We start from the raw sequence: 23,815 nt of genomic DNA, 5'->3' as shown, positions 1-23,815 counted from the left end.
GGAACTCTAATAAAAGCCAGCTAGAATAGACTTAACCGAAACGTAAGACTATGAAGAAGGAGGCTGAATCAGATGAATCGCAGCAAAAAAGTTTTAATCCTGACCTGTTCCCACGGATCAGGCCACAAGATGGTGTCCGCAGCCCTTAAGGACGCCTTTGAACAGAAAGGCTACACTGCTGTTGTTCGTGATCTGTTCAATGAGACCAACCGACTCGTCAATACCATTATTGAAAAATCCTATCTCCTTTCCTATAATATTGGCAGCAGCTTTTATAAAAAAATGTACTACGATATGGAAAAGGATGCTCACAGCAAATTTATATACAGACTTTGGACACTGACCGAAAAAACCCTTCTGGATATGGTGGACGAGATCCATCCCGACTGCATTGTCAACACCTACCCCTACACGGTATCCTCCATCCTGAAGCAGGCCCACTATCCGGACATCCCGGTTTATACAGTGGTCACAGACTTCTGCATACCGGCTGCCTGGCAGCATGAGGACACCGACAAGTTTTACGTCGCCTGTCAGAATGTTGAGGATCATCTGGTGGACTACGGCATTCCCGCAGAACGCATTCTCAAGACCGGTATTCCGATCCGGGAAGCTTTTTACGGCCACTACGACCGCCACCGCCTTCAGGAGAAATACCATCTGGATCCAGACAAGCGTACCCTGGTTATCTGCGCCGGCACCTACGGTGTGGTCAAAAACCTCAGAACCATCTGCGAGAAGGCCGACAGCCTGCATAATCTCCAGACCATTGTAGTCTGCGGAAAAAACAAATCCCTTTATAAGGAACTATCCGCAGTGTCTTTCAAAAACACACAGATTTTTGGCTTTGTCTCAGACATTCACGAGCTCTACTGCTGCGGTGATTTTATGATGACCAAGCCTGGCGGCATCACCTTAAGTGAAGCGGTGACGACCCGTATGCCGCTGATCCTGCACAATCCGGTACCGGGCCAGGAGGGCGAAAACGCCGAATAGTTTAAAAAATGCGGCGCCGCCATCATCACCCACACCACCACAGAGCTGCTCGTCGCCATTGAGGCCTTAAAAGACAATGAGGTCAAACAATACGCCATGAAGAGCGCCCTGCGGAAAATGTATTATGGCCACTCAGCCGAGCGCATTGTCGATGATATTCTGGAACAGCTCCCATTCACCGAACCGGCGCTGCCCTTTGAAGAAAACACGCTTTTCCTTTTAAAAGAAAATTAAAAACGGAAGGTCTGGAGTCTCACTCCAGCCTTCCGTTTTTTATGAAAGCTTTTTAAGCTCTTCAAAAAGCTTATTGATATCAATGGGCTTGACCAGGTAGCCATTCATACCAGCCTTTATGGCCAGGCGGCGGTCCTCCTCAAAGGCGTTGGCCGTCATGGCAATGATGGGTACTGTTTTGGCGTCTTTGCGATCCAACTCCCGGATAGCCTTGGTGGCGCTAAGCCCATCCATTACTGGCATCCGGATATCCATCAGCACCGCGTGATAAAAATCCAGGGGCCGGTCTGTGAATTTATCGAGTGCTTCCTGGCCGTTTTCTGCGGTATCCACGCACACGCCCTGCATCTCCATCAGGGTTTTTGCGATTTCGAGGTTCAGCTCGTTATCTTCCACCAGCAGCACCTGGAGTCCGTCCAGGCTGGAGACCGGCTGCCGCTGCTCTTTGCGCTCATGGGGCTCAATGTTAAGGTGCATGAGGGTGTCATAGATCACTGACTGGAACAACGGCTTGGAGATAAAATTGTTGGCCCCCGCCTGTCGCGCTTCCTCCTCAATATCGCTCCAGTCATAGGCAGAAATGATGATAATGGTCGTGTCCGGCCCGACGATTTTCCGAATCTGGCGGGTGGTCTCGATGCCATCCATATCCGGCATCAGCCAGTCGATCATGGCCACATCATAGGTACAGCCGGCCTCCATCATCTTTCGCACCTCCTCGAGAGCCCGGACGCCGGAATCGACCCAGACCGGCGAGATGCCGATATTCGACATAATGGCAGCCGTCTGCTCGCCGATCATGGCGTCATCGTCCACGACCAGCACTCGGATATCCTTCAGGGCATCCTCAGTCATGCGGCGGCGTTTTTCCTCCTCGGTATCATAGACCGGCTCCAGAGGCACGCTCAGCTCAAAAGTGGTGCCGCGGTTCTTTTCGCTGGTCACCGCAATGGTGCCGCCCATGAGCTGGATAATGTTATAGACAATGGACAGTCCCAGCCCGGTGCCGATCTTGTTGCGGGCTGTTCCGGGGTTCTCCTGTTCAAAGGGCTGGTAAATCTTCTTCATAAAATCCTCAGACATTCCAATGCCTGTATCACTCACGCTGAGCCCCAGGTACGCCAGCCCGTTTTCACGCTTCAACTCCTGAATATCCACGGTGATCCTGCCCCCGGGTGCTGTAAACTTCACAGCGTTAGAGAGCAGATTCATCATGATCTGATTCAGTCGCAGTTCATCGCCGATGTAAAAACGCTCCATAGGCTCATGGTGGTGGATTACAAAGTCAATCCCGCGCTCCCTGGTCTGAGGATAGATAATAGTATTAATCTCATTGATAAACTCAGAGAAATCAAACTTCCGCTTGGCCAGGACAATCTTTCCGCTCTCGATCTTTGACATGTCCAGTATGTCGTTGATCAAGGTCAGGAGATAGCGTGAGGAAGAATCAATCTTTTCAAAGCAGTCCCGCACACGGTTGGGAACGTTAATTTTGAGCTGGCCGATAGTGCTCATGCCGATGATGGCGTTCATAGGGGTGCGGATATCGTGGCTCATGCGGGATAAAAACTCCGACTTGGCCTTGTTGGCCGCCTCGGCGGAGGTCAGCGCGTCCCTCAGAAGCCTTTCCTGCCTAGCCTTTTCGGCCCGCTGCTCATCCAACACCTTCATGAGACCAATAACCAGCATATCGTCACTGTAGGGATTATCAACCCGGATCACATAGAGTGAAATCCAGTGGTATTCGCCGTCGTCCCCCATCATCTGCATTTCCATATAGAGCTCACGCTCGCCCTCCTCGTACCGCCGCATCAGCGCTTCCCTGGAGAAGCGGCGGCCGAAATCCTCCTGGTAAGAGGGGTACGCCCTGCCCATAGTAATGTCCACCATATCGTCATAACGACCCTTTTCGTCGTATTTAACAATGTTTTTTTCCTGAATAAAACATTCATAGCTGTTCTGAGACAGGTTAATGCTCATGATGAGCGGGTAGGCAGTGCAGATGGCCGCCCGCAGAGACCGGTTTTCAATGAGCTGCTCCTGTTCTCTTTCCATTTGGAGCATGCGCGTTTCGGTAATGTCGTTAAAAACCGCCTGGATGACCTCTTTGCCATTACTGTTTTCAAGGCGCTCCATGGATACGCTCACAAAGCACTGCTCACCATTTTTGCGCCGCCCCTCCCTTTCGTAGGAAACCCTGCCGCCGTTTTGGGAAATATCCTCAACAATCTTACGGAATTTGTCCTGCTCTGCCTTCATTACAGGGGTAAAGGGATCCCTGACACACTGCCAGTATTCTTCCTCGCTGTAGCCGTAGATCTCCCAGGCCCGGCGGTTGGCGTTGATGATTTTATGCTCGGAGCCGGTTGTAAACTGAATGATGCCGCAGGGCACTGTGTTGTACAGCTGCGTCAGAAAATCGGCCTGGCGTTTGTTCTCAATGCTGGCCTGCTGAATCAGCATATCCTGGTTTCTCCGATAGGTGATATCTGTTACCATGCAGTAGATTACCGCCTCGCCGTCGCGGTCTACAACACGCTTCCCGATATCCAAAACCCAAATCATAGAACCGTCCCTCCGGCGAAACCGGTACTCCACCGAGTAGGTCTCATCCTTGGCCAGACAGCTCTCAATATCCTTTAGCACATGCTCGTAGTCATCAGGTTCTACCATCGCCAGGGACTGACCGCCGGAAGCCGCAATCAGCTCCTCTGGACCACTGTAGCCATAGAGCTCGCAGAGTCCCTCGCTGACCCATTTAATGCTGTAGCCTTCGTCCAGATGGCAGATGGCCATACCGCCCGGCAGCTGGGACATCATGAGCTCAATCTGCTGATTCTTTTCCTGCAGCAGCTCCTGCAAATTGTCGTAGGCCTCCTTGGCGGCCTTGACCGGGAACAGCTCATCGTCCTCGATGGCCGAAAACGGGATTGAGTTGTGGATATGCATGCACTTCAGCTCGCCCTCCATGCGCTTGAACACAAAGGTACAGCGCTGCTGTTCCCGCATGCTGGTCTCCGAGCCCTCCACGGTCTCGATCCGGCTGACGCCCTCGCAGATGTAACAGTCCTTTGAGATCTCCTCCACCACATATTCCTCTTCTGTCATGATGCAGGGGACCAAGTCGCCCTGGCCCTCCCTGAAGCAGGCAGCCACAGCCTCAGCCCCCTCTGCCTTCTGCATCTCACCGCCGCCCAGCCATACGATATTGGGCGCAAAGGTGGATATTAGAAACTCAACATCACACTCGCAGAAATAACGCCTGAGTATTTTATCGGCAAAGGCGCTGATTTCTCTTTTTTCTTCTGTTGTCACAGGGTTTACTCTCCTTACGGCAGTCCAGACCTGGCGGCCTCTGCCCATTTATCTCATCTTAAATCAATTTTATCTATTAATCCAGAGGCCCAAAAAGCTCCTGAAAAATATTTTCCACAGCCTCCCGGCTCCGGCGTTCGAGCTCCTGGTACTTTGCCAGAAGCGTCTCCCCCTCCGGTGTCAGACAGGCACTGCCGCCGTTCCTTCCGCCCTGCTGGCGTTTTGTCACCTTGTAACCGAGCTCCTCCTCCATGGTGTTGATCATTTTCCAGCCCTTGCTATAGGAAATTCCCATCTGCTCGCAGGCCATCCGAACCGAATCTGTCCGCTTGATCTGCATGAGCAGCTCAGCCGGCCCCGGCCCAAAGAAAATCCGCTCTCTGGCCAGCCGCAGCTTAAGCGCCGGGTGCAGCGCAGCGTCAAACCCCTGCGCCTCCCGATCCACTGATTGTTCTTCCCGATTCATCCCATACCCTCCAATGGTAAAAAGGTTTATTCTTTTATTATATCATGGTTTTGTGCATTTTTGTCAAAAGCTTGGGATTTATCACAAAAAAAGACACACTGAAATTTTCAGTGTGTCAGAAGCTTTATGCTTTTATTCCACATCCACTTCTTTTAAATCAGTCTCTGCCCGCATTTCACAAGCGCTTTGGTCCAGATTTTTCTGATCCTTGTTAAGAATCAGGACAGAAGCGATGATGATCACGCCGCCGATAATCTGGTTAAGGGTCGGCATGGTGCCGTAAAGCACCATTCCCACGGCAATAGTCACTATTGGCAGGAAATTCATAAACAGGTTGGAAAAGGTCACGCCAATGTTTTTAATCGCGTAGATGTTCAGGAAATAGGCGAAGGTCGAATTGAATACGCCGAGGATCACCAGGTTAATGAGGACCTCTGGGTTCACCAGGCCGCCCAGCGCTACCGGGTACAGGAACAGGAAGGGCAGCGTCGTCACCGCGCCCACCACAGCCTGGTAGTTCAATACAACGGTCTTCTCATATTTGTCCGATACCTTGTCGGCCAGGAAGCAGTAGATAACCCAGGAAATAATGCTCAGCAGGCAGATGGCATAGCCCATAAAATTGGTTTCTGCCAGATCGCTGGGATTAATGCCCATAAGAATGTACACGCCCACAAGGGATACCACAACAGCCAGGATACTCAGCTTGGTTTTTTTACGCTTGAAGAAAACAAAGTCAATCAGCAGTGAGAACACTGCCGCAAAGCCAAAGAGCAGCGATGAGACTGTGGCGCCGATGTATTTAACGCTCATGACTGTAAAGACATGGAAGAAAGTACAGCCCACAAGGCCGGAGAGGACCACCATGAGGATATCCTTTTTCTCGATGCGCATGTTCATCTTCTTAAACAAATTGTACAGTGTGAACAGCACCGTCATGATGGTAAACTGGAAAGCCACGATCACGGTGGGGTGCATATACTTGACAATGACATCCCGCGCGATGTAGGACACGCCGTAGATGATGATGACCACGGCCATGGCAATAAAGCCAAGGTTGCGTTTACTTTTCATCACGCCACCTCATCGTTTGATGGCTTTCGCTTTTTCAAACGCGCCGTCTGCGATGGCGTCGATTTTGGCACATACGGCTGCGTCCAGCAGCGTGACGTCTTTCACCTGTTCCAGGAGCTCAACCGCCCGCTCGGCACATTTTTCAAGCATGTCTTTTCCGCCGTCCTTCTGCCAGGATTTCCAGTTGCCGCGCTCGGTCAGGTCGCCGGTCCACAGCTCTTTTCTGAAATTCTTGGCTGTGTGCTTGGCGTTCAGGTAGCTGCCGCCGTGGCCGGTTTTGCGGATATTATCCAGAGCGATGCGCTTGTCGCTGAAATTCAGGCCACGCACCAGGCGTCTGAGCTGAGACATGCACTCATTGGAGTAGGGCAGGTCTGCGTAGTCGACCACCAGGTCGATATCCAGCTGCATGGATACCAGAAAATCAGTGGTGAGGGCGCCGACAGTTCCGACCATGCCGGTTTCAAAGCCTGCCTGGGCATCGAGGAGCTTGGCGTCGCGCAAGTTGGTGGGCATCTTGGTCGGCAGATCCAGATAGCGGCCCAGCTCGGCCATGATGCTCTTCATGATAGCGGTCTCTGGCGAGGACATGGACACGCTCATGGTCTGCATATCCATGCTGCGGACATAGCTGGAGTAGAGAACCGACACGCCCGGGCGCACCAGCTGGGTCAGGGCAATGCCCGCCAGGGTTTCCGCGTGGGTGTGGATGATGGCGCTCTCAATGGTGATGGGTGAGGAGATACCCAGGATACCGCCGGAGCTGATGACCGACGGCGCATTCAGCCGGCTGGCCTCCATGAGAACGTTCAAAGGGTTTTCATCCAGCTTCATCGGCGGCGAGGTCAGCACCCAGAAGGAAATGAACGGGCGGTCCTCAAAGGCGATGTCGTCGCCCAGAGCCAGCTGCGCCATTTCCACAGCGTCGCGCACGCCCTCCCTGCCGACAGCCCCGCCGGTAATGTGCTTGGTGGTATTTTTAATGGTACCCGCCCAGGTATACCAGTCTGAGCTCTCCAAGGGGACGTCCTGAGGTGTGATCAGGCCGCTGGCAATGCTCACATTATCCATAATCTCGAGGATCTTTGTCAGGTCGATCAAATCCTGGTCGGTTGCCGGGCGCTTTTCTCTCGTGTGTGGGTCAATGACCGAGGTGGCCATGGTCATGGCTGCCAGTGAGGGCAGTGCTTCATTGACCTTGACGTCGTTCTTCGGGTCTCTGCCGTATAGGGTAAAAGCGTCCCGCTTAGGTACTGTTTTCAGGGCGTCCTCAATAATCTTTCTCGGGATTTTGACAATCTCACCCTCAACGGTGGCGCCGGCCTGCCTGAAATAATCTCTGGCTTCCTTGGCGCAAAGCTCGATGCCCATGTCCTCCAGAAGCTCCAGAGCCAGATTATGGACGTATTCCAGATCCTTATCGCTTAAATATCGTAATTCCGGTCGCATATTCTTACCCCCTATGCACTCAATAATTCTTTACAGAAAACCACAGCGGCTCCTGCATCCTCGGCATAGCCGTCCGCGCCGATTTCTTTTGCAAATTCATCGCTGACCGGCGCGCCGCCCACGATCACTCTGGCCCCCGCTTTGCTTTCCTTCAGCATCTTCACAGTTTCACGCATGGCCGGCATAGTCGTGGTCAGCAGGGCGGATATGGCAATGATGTCCGCATCCTTTCCAGCCTCCAGGAAATTCTCTGCCGCCTGGTCAATGCCGATATTCACCACCTCAAAGCCAGAGCTCTCAAGCATCATGGCCACCAGATCCTTGCCGATGTCATGCAGGTCGCCCTCCACCGTACCGATGACAATCTTGCCCAGCGTGGTCACATCACCAGCCTGGAGCTGTGGCTTCAAATGCTTTAAGCCAAGCTGCATAGTCTCGGCGCAGAGCAGCACCTCGGGTACATAGAGCTCTCCGCTTGCCATCAGCGGACCTACCTGATTCATGCCCTCGATGAGCGCGTCCGATACGATCTCCTTTGGCGATACACCTGCTTCCACAGCCTCGTCAATCATTTCAACAATCTCTTCGTCTTCCCCTTCAAGTACCAGTTCTCTGATTTTTCCAATATAGTTTTCCATGGTTTTTTCTCCCTTATTTTCCCTTATTTTTATACAAGCAGGCCCTTCCGATGGGCTTTTAAATACTTCCGGCATCCCTTGTCCCGGTTCAGCAGCGCCTCACCGGCGGTGATCATACTCATCATCCTGGCGTTCTTCGGGTCGAGTACCGCACCGTCCAGGCCCTCAGCCATACACATGGCCAGATAAGTCCGGTTGAGCAGCCCCCGCTTCGGTATACCAAAAGAAATGTTGCTGAGTCCGCACATAAAGTGTACATCTGGATAACGCTCCCTGAGCGCCCGGATGGTCCGCAGCGCCACATTGCCCATATCCGCGCCGGTACTCACCGGCTGGATCAGCGGATCAATGTAAATGTCCCCGATGGGCACGCCGTCCTCTGCCAGCTGCTCGATGAGCCGGCAGCCAATGCCAATCCGTACCTCCGCGTCAGGGCTGATACCATTTGCGTCGTCGATGAGCAGCGCCACGATTCTGGCCTGGTATTCCTGCACCAGACCGATCATTTCCTGATACCTGCCCGCCTCCGCGGTGATGGAATTAATCATCGGCACGCCCTTGTGCAGTGCCAGTGCTGCTTTCAGCGCGGCCGGGTCCGGGCTGTCAATACAGCAGGGCCTGTCGACGGCCTGCTGAACCGTTTCGACCAGCCAGGGCAGCGCTGCTACCTCCTCATCGACCAGCGTACCGCAGTTCACGTCAATGTAATCTGCCCCCAGCTCTGCCTGCGAAACCGCAAGCTCCTGAATGGCCTCCGCGTTGCGCTCCCGCACAAATTCGGTAACCCCTTTCAGGCTGGTGTTAATTTTTTCTCCAACAATGATCAACGAATGTTTCCCTCCCTTTTCGTAAATTATTTAATTTGTTGGTATTATAATATCACCATTTCAGCGCTTTAATTTTTATATAATCCTGCTATCTATAGCTTGATCCTGCTATTATTTCGATTTACCTGCTTCTTAAGGGAAAATTTCAGGCTGTTTTCAGCTTTTTCAGTATTTTTTCCAGTACCTCCTTAAGCTCAGAAGAGTCCGGCGTGTAGTAATCCGCCCCGATATCCGCGGCAAAGGCTTCGGTCACTGGCGCGCCGCCCACAAAAACAATTAGATTTTTTCGTAAATTTTCTTCTTCCAGGCGCTGGATCACTGACTGCATCTGGTTGATGGTAGTGGTGAGCAGCGCAGACATCATGAGAATTTGAGGCTTTTCCTTGAGCACTCCCTGCACAAATTTTTCCGCGGACACGTCAATGCCCAGGTCAATGATTTCCACGCCCAGGGTAGACACCACAATCTTGATGATGTTCTTGCCAATGTCGTGGAGATCGCCCGAGACGGTGCCGATCATGACCCTGACCTGTTTATTTTTTACATCGGCCTCAAGATAAGGCTTAATGGTTTTGAGCCCGGCCTGCACCGCCCGCGTGGAGAGGATAACCTCAGGCACCAGCAGCTCGGCCTCCCGGAATTTTTCCGCCACCAGCTCAATGCCCTGAATCAGCCCGTCGTTCAGGATTTTTTCCGGCGGATACAGCTGGGCAACCGCCTCCCTTGTCAGTGCCACCACATCCCGGGTCTCGCCCTCCTCTATGGCTTTGTTAATCGCTTTATAATAATCCATTATTTACTCTCCTCTATTTTTATTTCTGTTTTTTCTTTACTCGATAAACCGGTTACGGTATTCCCTTGGGGTAACACCCAGGTATTTTTTAAACACCTTTGAGAAATAGCCCGGCGACTGGAAACCGCAGTTCACAGCGACCTCTTTCAGGGTGAGCTCCCGCTTTTCCATGAGCCTCACCGAATTTTCCACGCGTACCCGTGTGATATAGTCGTTCACTGTGTAGTTAAAGGTTTCCTTAAACAGATGGCTGAGATAGGAATCGCTGAGCCCTACCAAGGCGGCAAGCTCCTCTATTCTCAGCGCCTCCTGGTAATGGATACCGATATACTCCCGCACTGCCTTCAGGACACTGCGGTGGGAAGTCTCGCTCAAAATAAAAATATCCTCCATAAACTCACCCACCATAACGTTGACCCGGTCAAAGAGCACCTCCACCTCCCGGATACAAGCCGCCTCCATAAAGAGCTTCTCGCTCTGCATGACCGCGATATGGCTGTCCAGTCCTGCCTCCACAATGGCCCGGGACACCAGCGCCATAAACTCCAGCACCCTCACCTTGACCCGGTCCAGGCTGTAGTTTGACAGCACGTAGATGTCGGTCAGAAAGCCGGGCAGTGCCCGGGACACCTTGTCCCGCTGTCCGGTGCGGATGGCCTGTAAAAGCATCTTCTCCTTTTTGAGGTGATGGTCGTACTCAAAGGGGTCCTCCAGAAACTTATTTTTCCGCTCGTCCATATGGTTCAGGATCACATTGCGCCATGCTTCTATTTTCAGGCGCTCATCATAGCCCCCGGCGTTGGCCTTGGACAGATAATTGAGGATGGCCTGCAGCATATCGGCCACGGACTGGCTTTTGTGGGGCGAGAGCACCTTGAGCTTTTTGGCTTTCTGACACAAAAGGCTAAAATCTTCAATGTCCTGGTTCATCTCCTCCAGCTCCTCAATGAAAAATTCGTCAATCTCCCACAACAGCACCTGCCCGCAGATCAGGCAGCCCACGCTCTGTTCCTCCACGATGATGGGCACTGCCCACATGACTAAACCTGCGTGGCACCTGAAAAAGTAGGGCTCCTTCCACTTGGCTGCCTCCTGGCAGGCCTGCCGGTAGGAGGCTGTACACGCGCCGCCGCTGCAGGACCGGACATATTCACAAAATTCACATTCCTGTAGGTTCTCAAGCTCCAGGAATACCTTACCCTCGGGGTCGATCCCTTTTAAATACAGGCCTGTGGCATTTGAAAAACACTCCAGCATATAGCGCGTATACTTTTCATCTAAAAATTCAAACCCTTTCATTCTATTCCCCTTTGCGCTGTAATCGTTATGCCTATTATACCAGAAATTCTATAAAAAAACCGGAGACGCAGTATTTTACATCCCCGGCTCCCTATTCTATCAGCTCCACATGTACATAGCCGCTGTTGTAATAGGGCAGCACATTAAGCCCCTACTCTTTGACTAAGGCCGCCAGATCGCCAATCGCCAATCCGCCTGTAAAATCTCTACATTCTGTAACCTCCTTCTATGACTTACTACGCCTGTATAGGGGCATAAAAAACGGTTTCCTACGGTTTGGAATTGACAAAAGCCCTGGCTGCCGATACAATGGTCTGAACGAGTCACTATTTTCCTGCCGAATCGCAAAGGAGACCCCATGAACAAACAAAAGCTGCTCTTTGCCCTGGCCATGCTTATTTTTGGGAGTATTGGCCTCTTTGTCCGCACCCTGCCCTTCACCTCAAGCCAGATCGCTCTGGCCCGGGGCCTCATCGGGAGCGCCTTTCTTTTTGCGTCCAGCTTCATTTTTAAAAAGGGACTTTCCTTTAAACGTATCCGAAGCAACCTTAAAGTTCTACTCCCATTAGGCATCATGCTTGGCTTTAACTGGATCCTGCTTTTCCAGTCCTACCGGTACACCAGCATCGCCAACGCCACCGTCAGCTATTACTGCGCGCCGGTCATCGTCATGCTGCTGACGCCTGTGTTGTTTAAGGAGCCCCTGACCCGCACCAATGTGATCTGTATCTTCGCTGCCATGGCGGGTATGGTCTGCATATCCGGCGCGGGCGGCGCACTGGACCGTCAGAACCTGATCGGCATTGCCTACGGTTTTGGCGGCGCAGTCTTTTACGCGGCCATTGTCCTGACCAACAAATTTTTAAAGGACATCTCGGATTTTGAAAGCGCCTTTACCCAGCTGTTTATCGCGGCCCTGGCACTTCTGCCCTACGTTCTGCTCACAGACGGCATCCGCCTCGCAGGGGCCTCCGCAGGCGCTGTCCTGCTGCTGATTCTTGTGGGTGTGGTGCACACTGGCTTCAGCTATCTCCTGTACTTTGCTTCCCTGCCCCGGCTGGATAGCCGCACCATCGCCACTTTCAGCTATATCGACCCCATCTCCGCCATTTTGCTTTCAAGCCTCTTCCTCGCCGAGCCTATGACCCTGATACAGGCTGCTGGGGCTGTGCTCATATTGGGCGCGACTCTGGTAAACGAGCTGGTAGGCATGCGAAACGCCAGAGCCTGACCTTAAACCTTAAAAAGAAGTCCCAGAGACTTCTTTTTAATGCCATATCTCACAATGGTCGAACTGCTGGTCCGGGTACTCAATAACCCCAAGCCCCAGTTCTCTGGCCGCGGCGGCCACCTCGTCATAAGGTACCCCCGGGCAGTACAAATCGGCCGCGTGGCCGGACAGATGCCAGGAATTCTCAATGCCGCCCACCTCGGCGTTGCGCCTTTTGCAGCGAACACCGGAAGTGATGATGATGGGCTGGTCAAACACACACCGCAGCGCCTCCACCTTTTCCAGCAGCTCGGGGTCCATGTCCGCGGGCCAGCCGTCACAATAGCCCGCGCAGTCGCAGGCGTACTCGTCCATGAGAAAGTGGGCCGAAGCCCAGGGGCCGTTGGTGAAGATGGGGTCCTCAGGCAGAGGGTGGTCGATAACGGCCCCATCCCGTGGCATTTCGGGCCCTGGCGATACTGGTTTCTCCGGTTCTGGTATGCTGGGCTCTAGCGTGACCTCCTGCTGAGGCTTCGGAAACACGGGCTCCTTTGCCGTCCCTGCCTGAAAGCTGGTCAAAAATACGCTGCTGGTCACAATAACCACTGCTGCTACCAATATCATAAAAATACGTTTGTGCTCTCTTTTCATTTAATCTCCTTTTCTGCTGCTGCGCGACAGATGTGCCATGCCATTAAAAAAAAGGGCTTTCGCCCTTTTTTTACGCTACGGCCACATCGGTGGTCGTGGTGTCCACTCGCCTGGCGCCGGACAGCTTGGCCAGGGCGAAGCCGTCGGGCGCGAAGATGTCGTCGGCCACGATGCCGGCCGCTGCTGTTTTGATTGCTTCATCGGTGATGCCCTCCCGGTAATCCGGGATGGTCATTCGGTACTCTTTGCCGCTTTCAGTGGTAAAAGTCAGGTTCAAATCTTTTTTGGTGGTCACTGCCATGGTTTATCTCCTTTTTCTGTTAAAACTTGAATGCTGGATGCCGTGGTGTGCTTTCTTTTTTACTCAGTTTTTGTGATGTCGCTGGCGGTAATGCGCTCACAGCCCTCGCCAATGGGCTCCTGCATGGAAACGATGTGCCCGTAGGCACTCTCAAGCTGTTCCTTGGTGGCGTCGTGTCGGACGTCGCCGTAGGTTTTGCTGCCGCGCTCAATTTTTCCTTCTTTTTCGCCATAGTTTACCTTTACTTTGAGTTTGGTGTCTTTCAGGGTTTCTTCGACTGCCATGTGCATTTCTCCTTTTGAGTTTGTATTTTGTGTGGCGTTTTGCCCTACACTATATACATTCCTTTTTTTCAGAAAATATCAACCGTTTTTACAAAACTTTTTTTATTTTTTTTATGGCGTGGTTATGGCGTTTGCTTACAGCCTGCAGGCTGACGCCTTCTTTTTCGGCAATTTCGGTTTGGGTCTTCCCCGCGTAATAGTGATCCTCCAGCACTTGCCGATAGCTGGGTTTCAGCCGGCTCAGGCCTTTTGCCAGCCTTTCATGCATTTCTCTGCCGGCCTCCTGCCGGATATAATCAGCTTCAAGGTTCACGGTCTCATCGGGCGTTACATCGATGAGTGTCAGCCCTTCACTGCCAGGCAGGGGCATGTCCAGGGTGCTGTCTGCCTTAACGGAGCGGTCAAAGCGTCCGGTCTGCCATTTTCTGTAATACTGGCGCAGATACCCCTGGATAAAGGCGTTAAAGCCGGCGCCCCGCCCTGGATCAAACTTTTTCAGGCCTTCCATAAAGGCAACCACCCCGTCCATAAAGGCGTCCTCGAACTGGTCGTCACGAATGCCTGAGCGGCTCATAGCAGCCAGAATCAGGGGTTTAAAGGTCATGACGAGCATCTGGCCCGCCACTCGGCTGCTTTCTTTTTCGGGGCTGTTATCCGGGGATTCCTGGCCGTGTTTATAGCATAAAACTAAATCGTCAATCACTTTGTAATTGCTCAAATATCCCTCCTATGCGTCCTCATAGACGTCTGTAATCTCGAGCACAATGCCGGGAAACCGGTCTTCGACAGCGGCACTGAGCTCGTTAAAATCATCCTCGGCCTCCTCGGCGCTGCGGGCGTAAAAGCTGGCTTTCATCCGGCACTCGGCCTCGACCATGTAAGCCCGGCGACAGCGTATGATTGCCGGGCCTTTTCCGTATCGGTTCATTTTTATTTCTCCTTTCAGTCGAAATTTTCAGGTGGAAGGTGTAAAAAGGGTTCTTAAACCTTCAACTTCTTTTTGCTTCTCCTCCCTCGCGGCCCAGATGGCGTTAAAGGCGGCGACGTCGTTGCCGGGGTACTGTGCCCGGATGGCGGCTTTTTCTTCCTCGGTGATCTGGGGCAGCAGATTGAACTGGGGCATAAACGGCGCGTCCTCCTGATTAGAATACAATCGAGAAGCATGTTTATTATTTATATTTATGAACGGGGACAGTTCGGCCGCAGAGGGCGAGACAGCTTGTGTCCAGATTTGTGTCACGCTGTCCCCTGTCTCTGCCCTGATGGCTGCCATGCTCAGGCCTCTGTCAAAGGGCATCAGACGGTAGGTGCCTGCCCGCTGGCCTCTGTCCTTTTGGTACGTCACACGGCCGTGGTCTATGAGGTACCCTCTCTGCCGCAGCAGCACGCGCCGGTCTTTGATGCCCAGAATGGGCATGAGTATGGTGTTGGGTACCTTAAAATTTACAGGCCAGTGCCAGCTGCCGTCCTCTGCCTGGACGGCGGCTTTGTTGTTATAATACATGAGCAGGTGCCAGTAGGCCTGGAGCAGCGGGCTCAGGGGGTGCGTCTCCAGCCATTTGTAAAAGGCCAATATTTCGGTCAGGTAGTTCACAGGCCTCTGCCCTCCTGGACAAACAGGCCTGTAAAATACGCCCGGCCCAGCGGTGTAATGCGAATGGACGGCCTTGTGATCATCCAGTCCCGCCCCTTGTTCCAGCTTTCCACATAGTCGATCACCATAAACCCTGCGTCCAGGGCTTTACGGGTCGGCAGATTCTGTCCCTTCCAGTGGCTGCGGTCTGTGAAGCCATGTTCTCTCAGCCAGGTGTGCAGCCGGTTGCGGCCAATATCCAGACCACGCATCTGCATGGATTCTGCCAGCTCGGCCACTGTCCAGAGATCACTCTTCTGTTTTTGGGCGCACGAACCACACCCTGTGTCCATGTTTTTTGGGGCCGTTTCATACTTTGGGGTTGTTTGTTTACGATTCATGGTAAACCTCCTGTAAAATAGAATAGTTTGGTTTCAGCAGGCTTGCTTTTTTCTTGCCTCCGCTGATGGTTCTAGAATACAGGAATTCACACACTTTAAACACACAAACAAATTTTTAATGATTAAAAATAAGATTATTTTTTCATTCTCTTGCGAACCACTGGACTGCCCGGGCGCGCCAGCGGTACAGGGTGGCGTTCTCACCGTAAAAATCCAGACGTTCCCAGGGGCGGCGGGCCTTTCCCCTTAACGGGCCGGAATAAGCCAGTTCATCGTTTTCAAACAAAGACGTGAGCAGCTCCCAGATAAACAGCAGGGCATGGCGCACCCAGCCGGCCACGCCCTCGGGAAATACGCGCTGATGGGTGGCGCACTCCAGACAGACCCGGCTGCACACATAGAGGACAATCACCTGGCCGGGCGCCACCGCCACGGGCTTTGCAAGGCCGTTGACGATGTGGGTCTGGCCGTTTTGGCGCTCGACGCGCATTTCCTTGGGCTTCAGGACGCCGCCGCAGTCTTTGCAGATCTGGGTAAGGGCCTGGCCGTGGAACACGTACTGGGCCATGACTTCCCGGCCTTCCCGGTCTTCATAGCCGGTATTTTCCACTTTTTCAAACTGATCAGGGTGTGCCTGGATGTCGCTTTGAAGGTCACTGGGTTTTAACATTTTTCTTTTCTGGGCATTTTTCCTTTGACACATTTTTTCCTCTTTTCTCCAATAAAAAAACCCTGAAAACCACATACACGTGTGTGTATGCGGCCTTCAGGGTTTTGATGGGTGACAGCCATTGTCCCATTTTATATTATTCCAATAACAATTTTATGCTCCTGTGATCATGACAACCAGCCCCAAAAGGATTACCAGAACATCCATCAGCAGCGTGATGACTGAAAGCATCTTAAAGGCTTTTTTATAGTATAGCTTATGGACCATTAACAGCCCGGCAGATACCAGCTCCGCCGCGCAAACCAGACCGATGTACAGATTAAGCACTGCGCTGCTGGATTCGATCACAAAGGATAGCGGGTAGGTAATGAAAAATGCGCCGCAAAAGCTAAAGACCAGGATATAAAACGCAGTCCATTCCATACTTGGGTTCTGTTTTTCAACAGTGTTTTGTTGGGCATTGATTATGACAAGCCTTTCTTCTGATATTTTTGCAATCTCAGAATCCGGGGCTTTTTTCTGTAGTCTTTTATATAGATGCCGGGCTTTTTTATAGTTTCCATGCCGCTCCAGTCTTTGGGCATTTTCAAGTATATCTTCCAGTTGAAACATGCTTTCCTCCTTAATTTTAGAAATGAACATTCATATCCGCAGCAAATTGCGCAATTTTTTGTGCGTCGATAATATTAAGCTTCTGATCAAAATCGACATCTCCTGGTATTTTTTCTGCATTGGATACGGCTGCACCAGATGCTGCTATTCCAGCGATTCGCTGGGCGTCTATGATATTAACTTTTTCATCATTTGTAATGTCTCCAAGCCTCCTGCATTTTACACGAATTGACAAAACACTATCCGTATCGTTTATCATATACGCTCCCTTGTAGCCTTTTTTATTCTCAAGTTTCTCCAATGGAACGGCGCTTTCATTGACGAACATTTCGTACGGCACATAGACTTCGCGCCTATCAGGTATACTAAATTGATAACTCAAGGTATCTCCTTTTTGGAGGGGCATGCCTGTCTGGATTGCTTCACCATTGCTCAAAACATTTATTTTTATCCCTTCCAACGCTTCCGGGCTTAATCCCGTTTCTATTTCGGGTAGAAAAATCATTTCTGCTTCTTTAATGACTAAATTTGCTTTTAGACTTTCTGGTTCAGTGCTATGGTTGGCATCGGTCAAAAATTTTGCCTCAACAAGATAATGTCCTTTATTTTTAGGTGGTATAGCCTGCGAAATGGATTCGCCTTGTTTTAAATAGCTGTACTCTACGCGAACTTCTTTCGGAAGTGTCCCCTGTATTGACATTGTTTGGGGTGTTCCATCTTCAAAGGTCGTTTTGTCCTCAAAGCTAATCCCTGAAAGCTCAATGACCTTTGGAAAAATCGTCGCCGTTACTCCGCTAGTATCTAAATCATAGTTTTCAGCATCCATTCCTGTCAGACTGAGTCCATCGATGCGAACGGGTTTATCAACACCAGCACTCTCATCTACAAACTGCAGCTTCGCAATTCCCGAAAGCTGGACGGCTGTTCCAGCGGTCAATTCTTCTAAGTTAATATACGGATAAGCTGCCAGCTCAGCGTCTTTATTGCCATCATACGTTTTATCCTTAACATTAATGATTGGTTTGATAAGAATTTTATTAGTTAACTCGACATTTACCCGTACGCCTACATTTTGTATACTCGCCCACGCAGGCACCTCTGCAACACCTTCAAAAACATAGGGCTTTTCTAAAACTGTTTTTCCAAAATCTTTTGGGATTTCCGTTGTCCATCGTATCCCCACGTTCTTTTCATTTCCAACAACATTTACCCCCTCTGGATAAATCATTCGGACATTTTCAGGCAAACCCAGTGCTGTATAATTATCGTAACCATTTTCATGAATGGTTTTAATAACATCTTGTAAGGAGCTTAATTCAATGACCACAGGTTTTACCGTAATTGTCTGTTCAAGTACACTTTCTTTAAATTTTATTTGATAGGTATACTCGCCTCCTTTTGGCTGATGGGCCCCTTCAGTGACCCACTGCAGCCCCATCTCTTCTGCACTCCCTATTTCTACTTTATTGTCAACGTACACACCTTTTACCAGTGCATTCATATTAACATACGCTTTGAGAGCATCTGACGATTTATTCGCAACACTATTGGCATAAACTTCAAGTTTTTTTCCTGCATCGACCAACTCAACCTCTTTTAGAATATTTTTTACGGTTAGTTGCACTTGTGCCATTCGCTTGTTGCTGCTGGCTATACCTGGCTCTTTGGGAATAGCCGTAACCTTTAACTCCGTTGTACCTGCTTGCATAGGTGTTCCTGTAATTTCGCCATTATCGCTAAGCTGCAGTCCTTTGGGCAATGGCGTTCCTTCATCTAACACATAGTTAAAGAGTTCATTCCCTTTGCCGATGCTCCCTTTATACGCCTGCCCAATGATGCCTTCATCAAGTGTGGGCTCATACGAAAAGGGCATTACTGTTATCGGATCACTTTCGAGACTCCAGCATTCCCCTGATTCCTCAATAAATGATGTAAAATCATAAATTTTTTCGCCAGTAAGCCCTTGAAATACATACTCGTCTTGACCCACAACATAAGCCTGGCGTTCTCCAACCTGATTTTTGGTTCCATGCTCATAAGCGACTAAAAAGATATTCGTTGTACCGTCTATGTCATTCAAAGTCAGTGCCACCTGATTTTCTGTAAAACGCTTTAATTCAACATTGCCAAGACTTTGTGTTTCTCTTTCCATTTTTAAAGGGATAACAGGATCTTCAAAAGTGAAGCCTTGTCTGTAAATAAGCCTTACGCCTTGGTTCATGTAATTCTGCGTTATGCCATCTATTTTAGTGGTAACTGGCTGCTCGTCATTCATCTCCTTTGTCCATATGGTTATCTTTCCGCCAGTTGTGCGCAAATCTTTATTAAAGACCTTATCGCCAATTCCTATCTCTTTAATGTCAAAGCTTTCATTTTTACCACTAAAAATAAGAGAAGCAGGATAAACGTTCTGGCCTTCACTATTTTTCGCTGTTACAGACATTTTTTCATTCACGATCTCAAATAAGCCATCGTCAATCACAATACCCATCGTATTGTTTTCTGGCGCGCCAATATCCTGAATTGTTGGATCTGCCGACTTCGTTTCTGCCCGTAAATTTCCGCCTGCAATCTTGAGTTTAAACGTATTTTCACTGGCAGCATCAATATTTAAATCCGTATTGTTCTTATTTTTATCCGATACGCCGATAGCAGGCGAAGACGCTATGAAATTCCTATCATTTTGCGAAGTTGTATTGGCAATACCGCCGGAAAGGTTCATTTCAAAGACTGTATTTTTTGAAAACATCCCAATTCCTATCGGTGAAGCACTGCCGCTTTTGTCTGCTCCTGTATTATTTACGGTTACATTACCTTGGCTCATATTGACAAAAACACTTTTAGACGGCGTATCCTGTCCGGTATTATTTCCTGATCCGATACCAATCACAGGCGCCTGTCCTCTGGTTCCCCCAGTGATCATTCCGCCATGGATGTTAAGCTCGACGGTTTCCTGGCCAGAACCTGCTGTATTGCCGGTCGTGCCTACGTCAAACCAGCAGCCCGATGTACCAATACCAGCACCGCCATAGGCAGATGTAACATTTAAACTTACTTTTGAATCTTCTGGAATGTTGCAAATCACATGCTGATTTCCCGCATTTCCATAGCCCGTTCCAATGGCGGCTCCCGAACGAATGCTTTCTCCTCCAGACAGATCATCCTTAGATTCTGTCCGAGCATTAACCACGCCTCCGTTTAAATTAACGGTTACACTGCTGTCGTCCCCAGTCTGTCCTGAACCCGGAGTCCCAATGGCTGCTCCCAGTCCGTTGCTTACCGCATCAACGTTTCCTCCATTGATATTAAGCACAAGGGTTGAGTTCTTTGTTGCACCAATCGCCGGAGCATTGTCCTTCGAAGTAGCTGCAATCACTCCTGAATCCACATTCAATGTTGCTGTCGCTTTATCGCCAGATGGTTGGTTAACGCCAATAAGCGCTTTCTGATAAGCTACATTTTTCTGTTCGATTCCCTGGATTCCTTGGAGTTCTTGGGATTCTTGGGTTCCCTGCGTCAGTGTAAGTTTTCCTTCTGTTTCTTCAAAAGTCTTAATTTTGATGGTAGATGCATTACCAAGTCCAATCGCATCAACTTCGGGACCAACTTCAGCATTGACTTGATTAATTTTGTTTTCTCCTTTCACCAGTATGGTTAAGTCGGCATTATTACCTACCTTAATAGCAGAGGGAGCAATCTCATTGGAAGCAATCTCAGAGGGATGCTTTGTCTTCTGATTAATGTTATCCAGAATAAGCGTAGCTTTTGCATTATCCACTACGGTAATGCCATAAGTCGTTTGTTCATTTGGATTTGACTGGTATACGCGTACCATGTCTCCCTGATTGATCCTTACGTCTCCCATACTTAAATCGAATGTTTTATCCTGGCTTCCAAGAATATAGTCTGAATTTAACCGTTCTGGTAAAAATAGTGTATTATACTTTCCTCTGATATTTGCATCATCTGTTGTAATTGAAAAGGCTCCATTGTTAATCTGTGATGCAATATTTGTTTCACCATCAACCGTCCACACATTGGTCGCGATTCCACGGTGTCTCAATGCATACATCTGCTCTTTATTGACGTTTCCATAATTGGGGTCAAAGGCAGACCCCAGCTTTCCCACTGACTTCATAACCTGGTAAACCGCTTCACTGGTGCTGTTTCCAGAGTGTGATGAAAGATAGCCTAAACCAATACCCGGCATTGTTTTTCCCATATTACTTATCTGATTTGCGTTAAAACTAATCACAACAATCCGATCAGCCACGCCTTTCTTCTCAGCCAGATCTTTAATCATTTGAGCCACTTCTGGTTTGGATGTCTTAATCTCAATCACCAAAACCATTTTCGGAAACTCATTGACCATTGTATCAAAAAGTTCATCTAATGTAGCAAACTTACAATTGCCATATTGTCCTGTTTTTTTCAAGGTATAAGACTTCAGCTGACTCAATGTCATCGACTCAACACTCCCTTTTGCAGAAGAATTGGTCGTATAACCGTTTATATCTCCATTATGATTAATAATTAATTGCTGGTCACTCGTTATGTACACATCACACTCCACAGCTTCAACCCCGGCCCGACCTGCTTCTTTCAATGATTCCACCGTATTCTCCGGCGCGACCTTAGGATAGCCTCGGTGTCCGATAAAGGGTGTTTTTCGGCAATAAACATTCTTTCGATCAACCAGTTCGTATAATTGATAAGCTGTTTCTTCATCTTTTAGCACAACACCGTTTGCACCATTGTCCAGCGCTCCCTTTGTTATCGCTTCATCAGTCGAAGCATCATCCTTTACCCAAACAGACAAAAAACGGCTTTGCAGATACTCCACGGATGCACGGTTTATGGATCTTGGTACCATGGCAATAGAAGCTTTTGAGGTGTGTGTAACGGTGGAAGTGGTCCGATCTTCTTCAAGGGTTTGAAACTTCTGTACGGTTCGAATGGCTGAAGGCTCTTCTTCATAAATGTACTGGAGCACCTCACTACTTTCCGAAACCGCCATTAAATCAAATTCACTATTTAGTCGAACATACTGAACCAATGCTTTTGCTTCCTCAATATTATCCACTGTAAAAGCAGGAATGACTTTTTTTCCGCAGGCTCCAAAGGCCTGCTCTAAATCAATTTGCGTTTCTGCACCTAATTGAATTTTGGGTTCCCCCATCTGCAACATTAAATCGAACAAAGCGGTCTGTGGGGGCTTATTGCCTGAAAGCCCTGTCATATCTGCTTGTTCATCCATTTGCAGAACGACTGTGGGCGGTGCCACAATTCCAGTATTCGGTTCATAAACTTCTTTAATTTTATCTGCCTGACTCGGAATTGTATCAGGCAACGGCTGTGTCTCTTTTAGGCTAATACCATAAACTCGTGCCTTACACCCATCTGTCTGAAGCGCGAATTTTCCGCTTTCTCCTGATTTAACTTCGTCATAAAGGATCATCGGCTTAGAATTGATGGATTCCATCACTTTGTCCCCATTTACAATCGCTTGAGCCGTATATATTTTGCTCTCTTCGATAAAACTATCGTAACTTGCTGTTTTTACCACATTCCAGTTATAACCGGAGGTTCGGTATGCAACCTCGACACCGTTACCGGCAGTGGCATCCTGTCGAATGCACATATTCATATATGGGGCCGGATCCGATCCTGAACCAAGAAGATGATACATCAAAGAAAACCATCGGCTACTGTTATCAGCATCTGTTATGGTAAAATCTGCCTCATAAGTAAAATTACTATTTGTCATATTTTCTGGCAAACAAAGAATGGTACCCTTTTCCATCTCAAGATAGCCATTTTTCATACTGGCACTTCCTTTATAGACACTCCATCCTTCGGGCAGCTTGTCACCTTCCTGGCTTGGAGTAAAATCTATGTCATAATTTGTGCCAGCCGCTTTGCCAGGAATACTTGTCAACAACAGAACTGACAGTACACACAATGCAAAACAAATTATTCTTTTTAAATATATTGTCATATTATCACTTTCTTTACATCATTCTTTTACAATTTCAAAATACGTTTGCTGCTCCACGGGCTCAAGGACTCTTTTTCCCAATGTGTGAATATCACACTCATACAGTTTTTCTTTCAACCGTTGCACCTTGTCTAAATGGGATTCGTTTATTTCACTAACAACAGCGTCCAATTTTTCTGGATCGTCGTACTGAACTTCCATTTCGTTTACTTCTTCTTTGACACGAATTACCTTCAAAATACATTTTTTATTTCCTTTTGGCTTTTGACATCCACAGAGTTCATTGTATTTATTAATAATTTTTGTAATACTCCCTTTAAATTCGGGGTAAAGCTCAATATCGATTCCCTTTGCCATGGCGCGCCGCAGCCACTGGATATTGGTCAGAGGCAGTTCCTCGTCAGCTAATGGTTTGACATTCAGGCCAGCTTCAAGACCAAGCCTGAGTTCTTTTGCCCTTGCGCCACCCAGCTCCGGGTTAAGCAGCAGGGTGGCGTCCAGTCCCTCAGACTGAACCCGGAAAATTTCACTCATCTGCACGCCGCTATACACTGGATTGGCGGTGCCAAGTACATCGGCACCCACACACAATCCATAGTTTATCGCGACATTCTGTTCAACATTGAACGTGTATCCTTTTTCCTCCTTTAAAATTTTTAATGTTTTTTCCATGTCCGGGTGCTCCTGTTTTGTCACATATCTTCGCCGCATTTTTAGAACCTTTCTTACTCATTGTTTTCGGACATATTCCCCGAAACACACATACAACACATAACAGTAAAAGTCGCCATAAAGCTTATCAGACTCAACACACACACAATAATACTTTTGAATGCTAAAAAACTGGCTGCCATAGCGGTAAAAAGTGTGAAGCCTCCCACGATATAGCGATATTTTCTATTTTCGCTGTTATGCTTTAAATCTTGATATATGGCCAGCCCCGCTCCGGCAAAGCCGGATGCCAGCATCCCCAGTAAACCATTTAACATCTCACACCTCTCTTTTCTGACGCCCTGTCCTTTGA

The 23,815-nt window shown here is 49.2% G+C and carries 23 protein-coding genes; 3 read left to right on the top strand and 20 right to left on the bottom strand.

Annotated elements, in window-relative coordinates:
- Positions 1-72: 72 nt before the first annotated feature.
- A complete protein-coding gene (locus B2M23_RS07890; RefSeq protein WP_242945893.1) occupies positions 73-996 on the top strand; it encodes an MGDG synthase family glycosyltransferase in 924 nt (307 codons plus the stop codon).
- Positions 997-1,092: 96 nt separating this feature from the next.
- Positions 1,093-1,230, top strand: a complete 138-nt coding sequence (locus tag B2M23_RS21550) for a hypothetical protein (protein WP_242945891.1) — start codon at positions 1,093-1,095, stop codon at positions 1,228-1,230.
- A 39-nt stretch (positions 1,231-1,269) separates the two neighbouring features.
- On the opposite strand, the gene B2M23_RS07885 is transcribed toward B2M23_RS21550, so the two are convergent.
- From B2M23_RS07885 to B2M23_RS07850, 8 genes are all read right to left on the bottom strand, one after another.
- Positions 1,270-4,545, bottom strand: a complete 3,276-nt coding sequence (locus B2M23_RS07885; protein ID WP_038352967.1) for a response regulator — start codon at positions 4,543-4,545, stop codon at positions 1,270-1,272.
- Positions 4,546-4,621: 76 nt separating this feature from the next.
- Positions 4,622-5,011, bottom strand: a complete 390-nt coding sequence (locus tag B2M23_RS07880) for a winged helix-turn-helix domain-containing protein (RefSeq protein WP_052237331.1) — start codon at positions 5,009-5,011, stop codon at positions 4,622-4,624.
- A gap of 132 nt (positions 5,012-5,143) precedes the next feature.
- Positions 5,144-6,085: a DMT family transporter gene (locus tag B2M23_RS07875; protein WP_038352968.1), complete on the bottom strand. Its 942-nt coding sequence runs from the start codon at positions 6,083-6,085 to the stop codon at positions 5,144-5,146.
- Positions 6,086-6,094: 9 nt separating this feature from the next.
- Positions 6,095-7,534 (bottom strand): trimethylamine methyltransferase family protein, encoded by a 1,440-nt coding sequence (locus tag B2M23_RS07870; protein ID WP_038352969.1) that lies wholly within the window; start codon positions 7,532-7,534, stop codon positions 6,095-6,097.
- 11 nt (positions 7,535-7,545) lie between these two features.
- A complete protein-coding gene (locus tag B2M23_RS07865) occupies positions 7,546-8,172 on the bottom strand; it encodes a cobalamin B12-binding domain-containing protein (RefSeq protein ID WP_038352970.1) in 627 nt (208 codons plus the stop codon).
- A gap of 29 nt (positions 8,173-8,201) precedes the next feature.
- Positions 8,202-8,999, bottom strand: coding sequence for a methyltetrahydrofolate--corrinoid methyltransferase (locus tag B2M23_RS07860; RefSeq protein WP_038352971.1), 798 nt, complete (start codon positions 8,997-8,999; stop codon positions 8,202-8,204).
- 145 nt (positions 9,000-9,144) lie between these two features.
- On the bottom strand, positions 9,145-9,792 hold the full coding sequence (locus B2M23_RS07855) for a cobalamin-dependent protein (protein ID WP_038352972.1): 648 nt from the start codon (positions 9,790-9,792) through the stop codon (positions 9,145-9,147).
- Positions 9,793-9,828: 36 nt separating this feature from the next.
- Positions 9,829-11,091: a PocR ligand-binding domain-containing protein gene (locus B2M23_RS07850; protein ID WP_038352973.1), complete on the bottom strand. Its 1,263-nt coding sequence runs from the start codon at positions 11,089-11,091 to the stop codon at positions 9,829-9,831.
- Between the two features lie 358 nt (positions 11,092-11,449).
- On the opposite strand from B2M23_RS07850, the gene B2M23_RS07845 reads away from it, so the two are divergent.
- Entirely contained in the window at positions 11,450-12,322 is an 873-nt protein-coding gene (locus tag B2M23_RS07845) for a DMT family transporter (RefSeq protein WP_038352974.1), read from the top strand.
- 36 nt (positions 12,323-12,358) lie between these two features.
- Here B2M23_RS07845 and B2M23_RS07840 read toward each other — a convergent pair whose 3' ends face one another.
- The 12 genes from B2M23_RS07840 to B2M23_RS07785 form a co-directional block, all read right to left on the bottom strand.
- Positions 12,359-12,952, bottom strand: a complete 594-nt coding sequence (locus B2M23_RS07840) for a YcbK family protein (protein ID WP_052237332.1) — start codon at positions 12,950-12,952, stop codon at positions 12,359-12,361.
- A gap of 70 nt (positions 12,953-13,022) precedes the next feature.
- A complete protein-coding gene (locus tag B2M23_RS07835; protein WP_038352975.1) occupies positions 13,023-13,253 on the bottom strand; it encodes a DUF2922 domain-containing protein in 231 nt (76 codons plus the stop codon).
- 59 nt (positions 13,254-13,312) lie between these two features.
- Positions 13,313-13,537: a DUF1659 domain-containing protein gene (locus tag B2M23_RS07830; protein ID WP_038352976.1), complete on the bottom strand. Its 225-nt coding sequence runs from the start codon at positions 13,535-13,537 to the stop codon at positions 13,313-13,315.
- An 88-nt stretch (positions 13,538-13,625) separates the two neighbouring features.
- Complete coding sequence (locus B2M23_RS07825) at positions 13,626-14,255, bottom strand: sigma-70 family RNA polymerase sigma factor (RefSeq protein ID WP_038352977.1); 630 nt, start codon at positions 14,253-14,255, stop codon at positions 13,626-13,628.
- Between the two features lie 9 nt (positions 14,256-14,264).
- Positions 14,265-14,465: a hypothetical protein gene (locus tag B2M23_RS07820; protein WP_038352978.1), complete on the bottom strand. Its 201-nt coding sequence runs from the start codon at positions 14,463-14,465 to the stop codon at positions 14,265-14,267.
- A gap of 27 nt (positions 14,466-14,492) precedes the next feature.
- Complete coding sequence (locus B2M23_RS07815; RefSeq protein ID WP_038352979.1) at positions 14,493-15,131, bottom strand: hypothetical protein; 639 nt, start codon at positions 15,129-15,131, stop codon at positions 14,493-14,495.
- A complete protein-coding gene (locus tag B2M23_RS07810) occupies positions 15,128-15,511 on the bottom strand; it encodes a phage antirepressor KilAC domain-containing protein (protein WP_038352980.1) in 384 nt (127 codons plus the stop codon). The genes B2M23_RS07815 and B2M23_RS07810 overlap by 4 nt, the downstream gene beginning before the upstream one ends.
- Before the next feature lie 142 nt (positions 15,512-15,653).
- Positions 15,654-16,214: a hypothetical protein gene (locus tag B2M23_RS07805; protein WP_081571141.1), complete on the bottom strand. Its 561-nt coding sequence runs from the start codon at positions 16,212-16,214 to the stop codon at positions 15,654-15,656.
- Positions 16,215-16,334: 120 nt separating this feature from the next.
- Positions 16,335-16,793 (bottom strand): hypothetical protein, encoded by a 459-nt coding sequence (locus B2M23_RS07800; RefSeq protein ID WP_038352982.1) that lies wholly within the window; start codon positions 16,791-16,793, stop codon positions 16,335-16,337.
- Positions 16,794-16,809: 16 nt separating this feature from the next.
- Positions 16,810-22,791, bottom strand: a complete 5,982-nt coding sequence (locus B2M23_RS07795; RefSeq protein WP_038352983.1) for a glycerophosphodiester phosphodiesterase family protein — start codon at positions 22,789-22,791, stop codon at positions 16,810-16,812.
- 18 nt (positions 22,792-22,809) lie between these two features.
- Complete coding sequence (locus B2M23_RS07790) at positions 22,810-23,463, bottom strand: hypothetical protein (protein WP_038352984.1); 654 nt, start codon at positions 23,461-23,463, stop codon at positions 22,810-22,812.
- A 53-nt stretch (positions 23,464-23,516) separates the two neighbouring features.
- Positions 23,517-23,780 carry a hypothetical protein gene (locus B2M23_RS07785; RefSeq protein ID WP_038352985.1) on the bottom strand — a complete coding sequence of 88 codons (264 nt, stop codon included), beginning with the start codon at positions 23,778-23,780 and terminating at the stop codon, positions 23,517-23,519.
- Positions 23,781-23,815: the final 35 nt, after the last annotated feature.

This window comes from Eubacterium limosum, assembly GCF_000807675.2.
In the GTDB taxonomy this organism is placed as follows: Bacteria; Bacillota; Clostridia; order Eubacteriales; family Eubacteriaceae; genus Eubacterium; species Eubacterium limosum.
The sequence above is the reverse complement of the archived record's forward strand: the minus strand, read 5'-3'. Positions and strand labels throughout refer to the sequence as shown.

Bases quoted from the DNA above. Each gene is read 5' to 3' on its own strand.
- B2M23_RS07870 (WP_038352969.1), bottom strand. From the start codon at position 7,534: ATGCGACCGGAATTACGATATTTAAGCGATAAGGATCTGGAATACGTC.
- B2M23_RS07845 (WP_038352974.1), top strand. From the start codon at position 11,450: ATGAACAAACAAAAGCTGCTCTTTGCCCTGGCCATGCTTATTTTTGGG.
- B2M23_RS07820 (WP_038352978.1), bottom strand. From the start codon at position 14,465: ATGAACCGATACGGAAAAGGCCCGGCAATCATACGCTGTCGCCGGGCT.
- B2M23_RS07840 (WP_052237332.1), bottom strand. From the start codon at position 12,952: ATGAAAAGAGAGCACAAACGTATTTTTATGATATTGGTAGCAGCAGTG.
- B2M23_RS07790 (WP_038352984.1), bottom strand. From the start codon at position 23,463: ATGGAAAAAACATTAAAAATTTTAAAGGAGGAAAAAGGATACACGTTC.
- B2M23_RS07800 (WP_038352982.1), bottom strand. From the start codon at position 16,793: ATGTTTCAACTGGAAGATATACTTGAAAATGCCCAAAGACTGGAGCGG.
- B2M23_RS07890 (WP_242945893.1), top strand. From the start codon at position 73: ATGAATCGCAGCAAAAAAGTTTTAATCCTGACCTGTTCCCACGGATCA.
- B2M23_RS07805 (WP_081571141.1), bottom strand. From the start codon at position 16,214: ATGTGTCAAAGGAAAAATGCCCAGAAAAGAAAAATGTTAAAACCCAGT.
- B2M23_RS07795 (WP_038352983.1), bottom strand. From the start codon at position 22,791: ATGACAATATATTTAAAAAGAATAATTTGTTTTGCATTGTGTGTACTG.
- B2M23_RS07785 (WP_038352985.1), bottom strand. From the start codon at position 23,780: ATGTTAAATGGTTTACTGGGGATGCTGGCATCCGGCTTTGCCGGAGCG.
- B2M23_RS07810 (WP_038352980.1), bottom strand. From the start codon at position 15,511: ATGAATCGTAAACAAACAACCCCAAAGTATGAAACGGCCCCAAAAAAC.
- B2M23_RS07850 (WP_038352973.1), bottom strand. From the start codon at position 11,091: ATGAAAGGGTTTGAATTTTTAGATGAAAAGTATACGCGCTATATGCTG.
- B2M23_RS07830 (WP_038352976.1), bottom strand. From the start codon at position 13,537: ATGGCAGTCGAAGAAACCCTGAAAGACACCAAACTCAAAGTAAAGGTA.
- B2M23_RS21550 (WP_242945891.1), top strand. From the start codon at position 1,093: ATGAAGAGCGCCCTGCGGAAAATGTATTATGGCCACTCAGCCGAGCGC.
- B2M23_RS07855 (WP_038352972.1), bottom strand. From the start codon at position 9,792: ATGGATTATTATAAAGCGATTAACAAAGCCATAGAGGAGGGCGAGACC.
- B2M23_RS07835 (WP_038352975.1), bottom strand. From the start codon at position 13,253: ATGGCAGTGACCACCAAAAAAGATTTGAACCTGACTTTTACCACTGAA.
- B2M23_RS07865 (WP_038352970.1), bottom strand. From the start codon at position 8,172: ATGGAAAACTATATTGGAAAAATCAGAGAACTGGTACTTGAAGGGGAA.
- B2M23_RS07880 (WP_052237331.1), bottom strand. From the start codon at position 5,011: ATGAATCGGGAAGAACAATCAGTGGATCGGGAGGCGCAGGGGTTTGAC.
- B2M23_RS07875 (WP_038352968.1), bottom strand. From the start codon at position 6,085: ATGAAAAGTAAACGCAACCTTGGCTTTATTGCCATGGCCGTGGTCATC.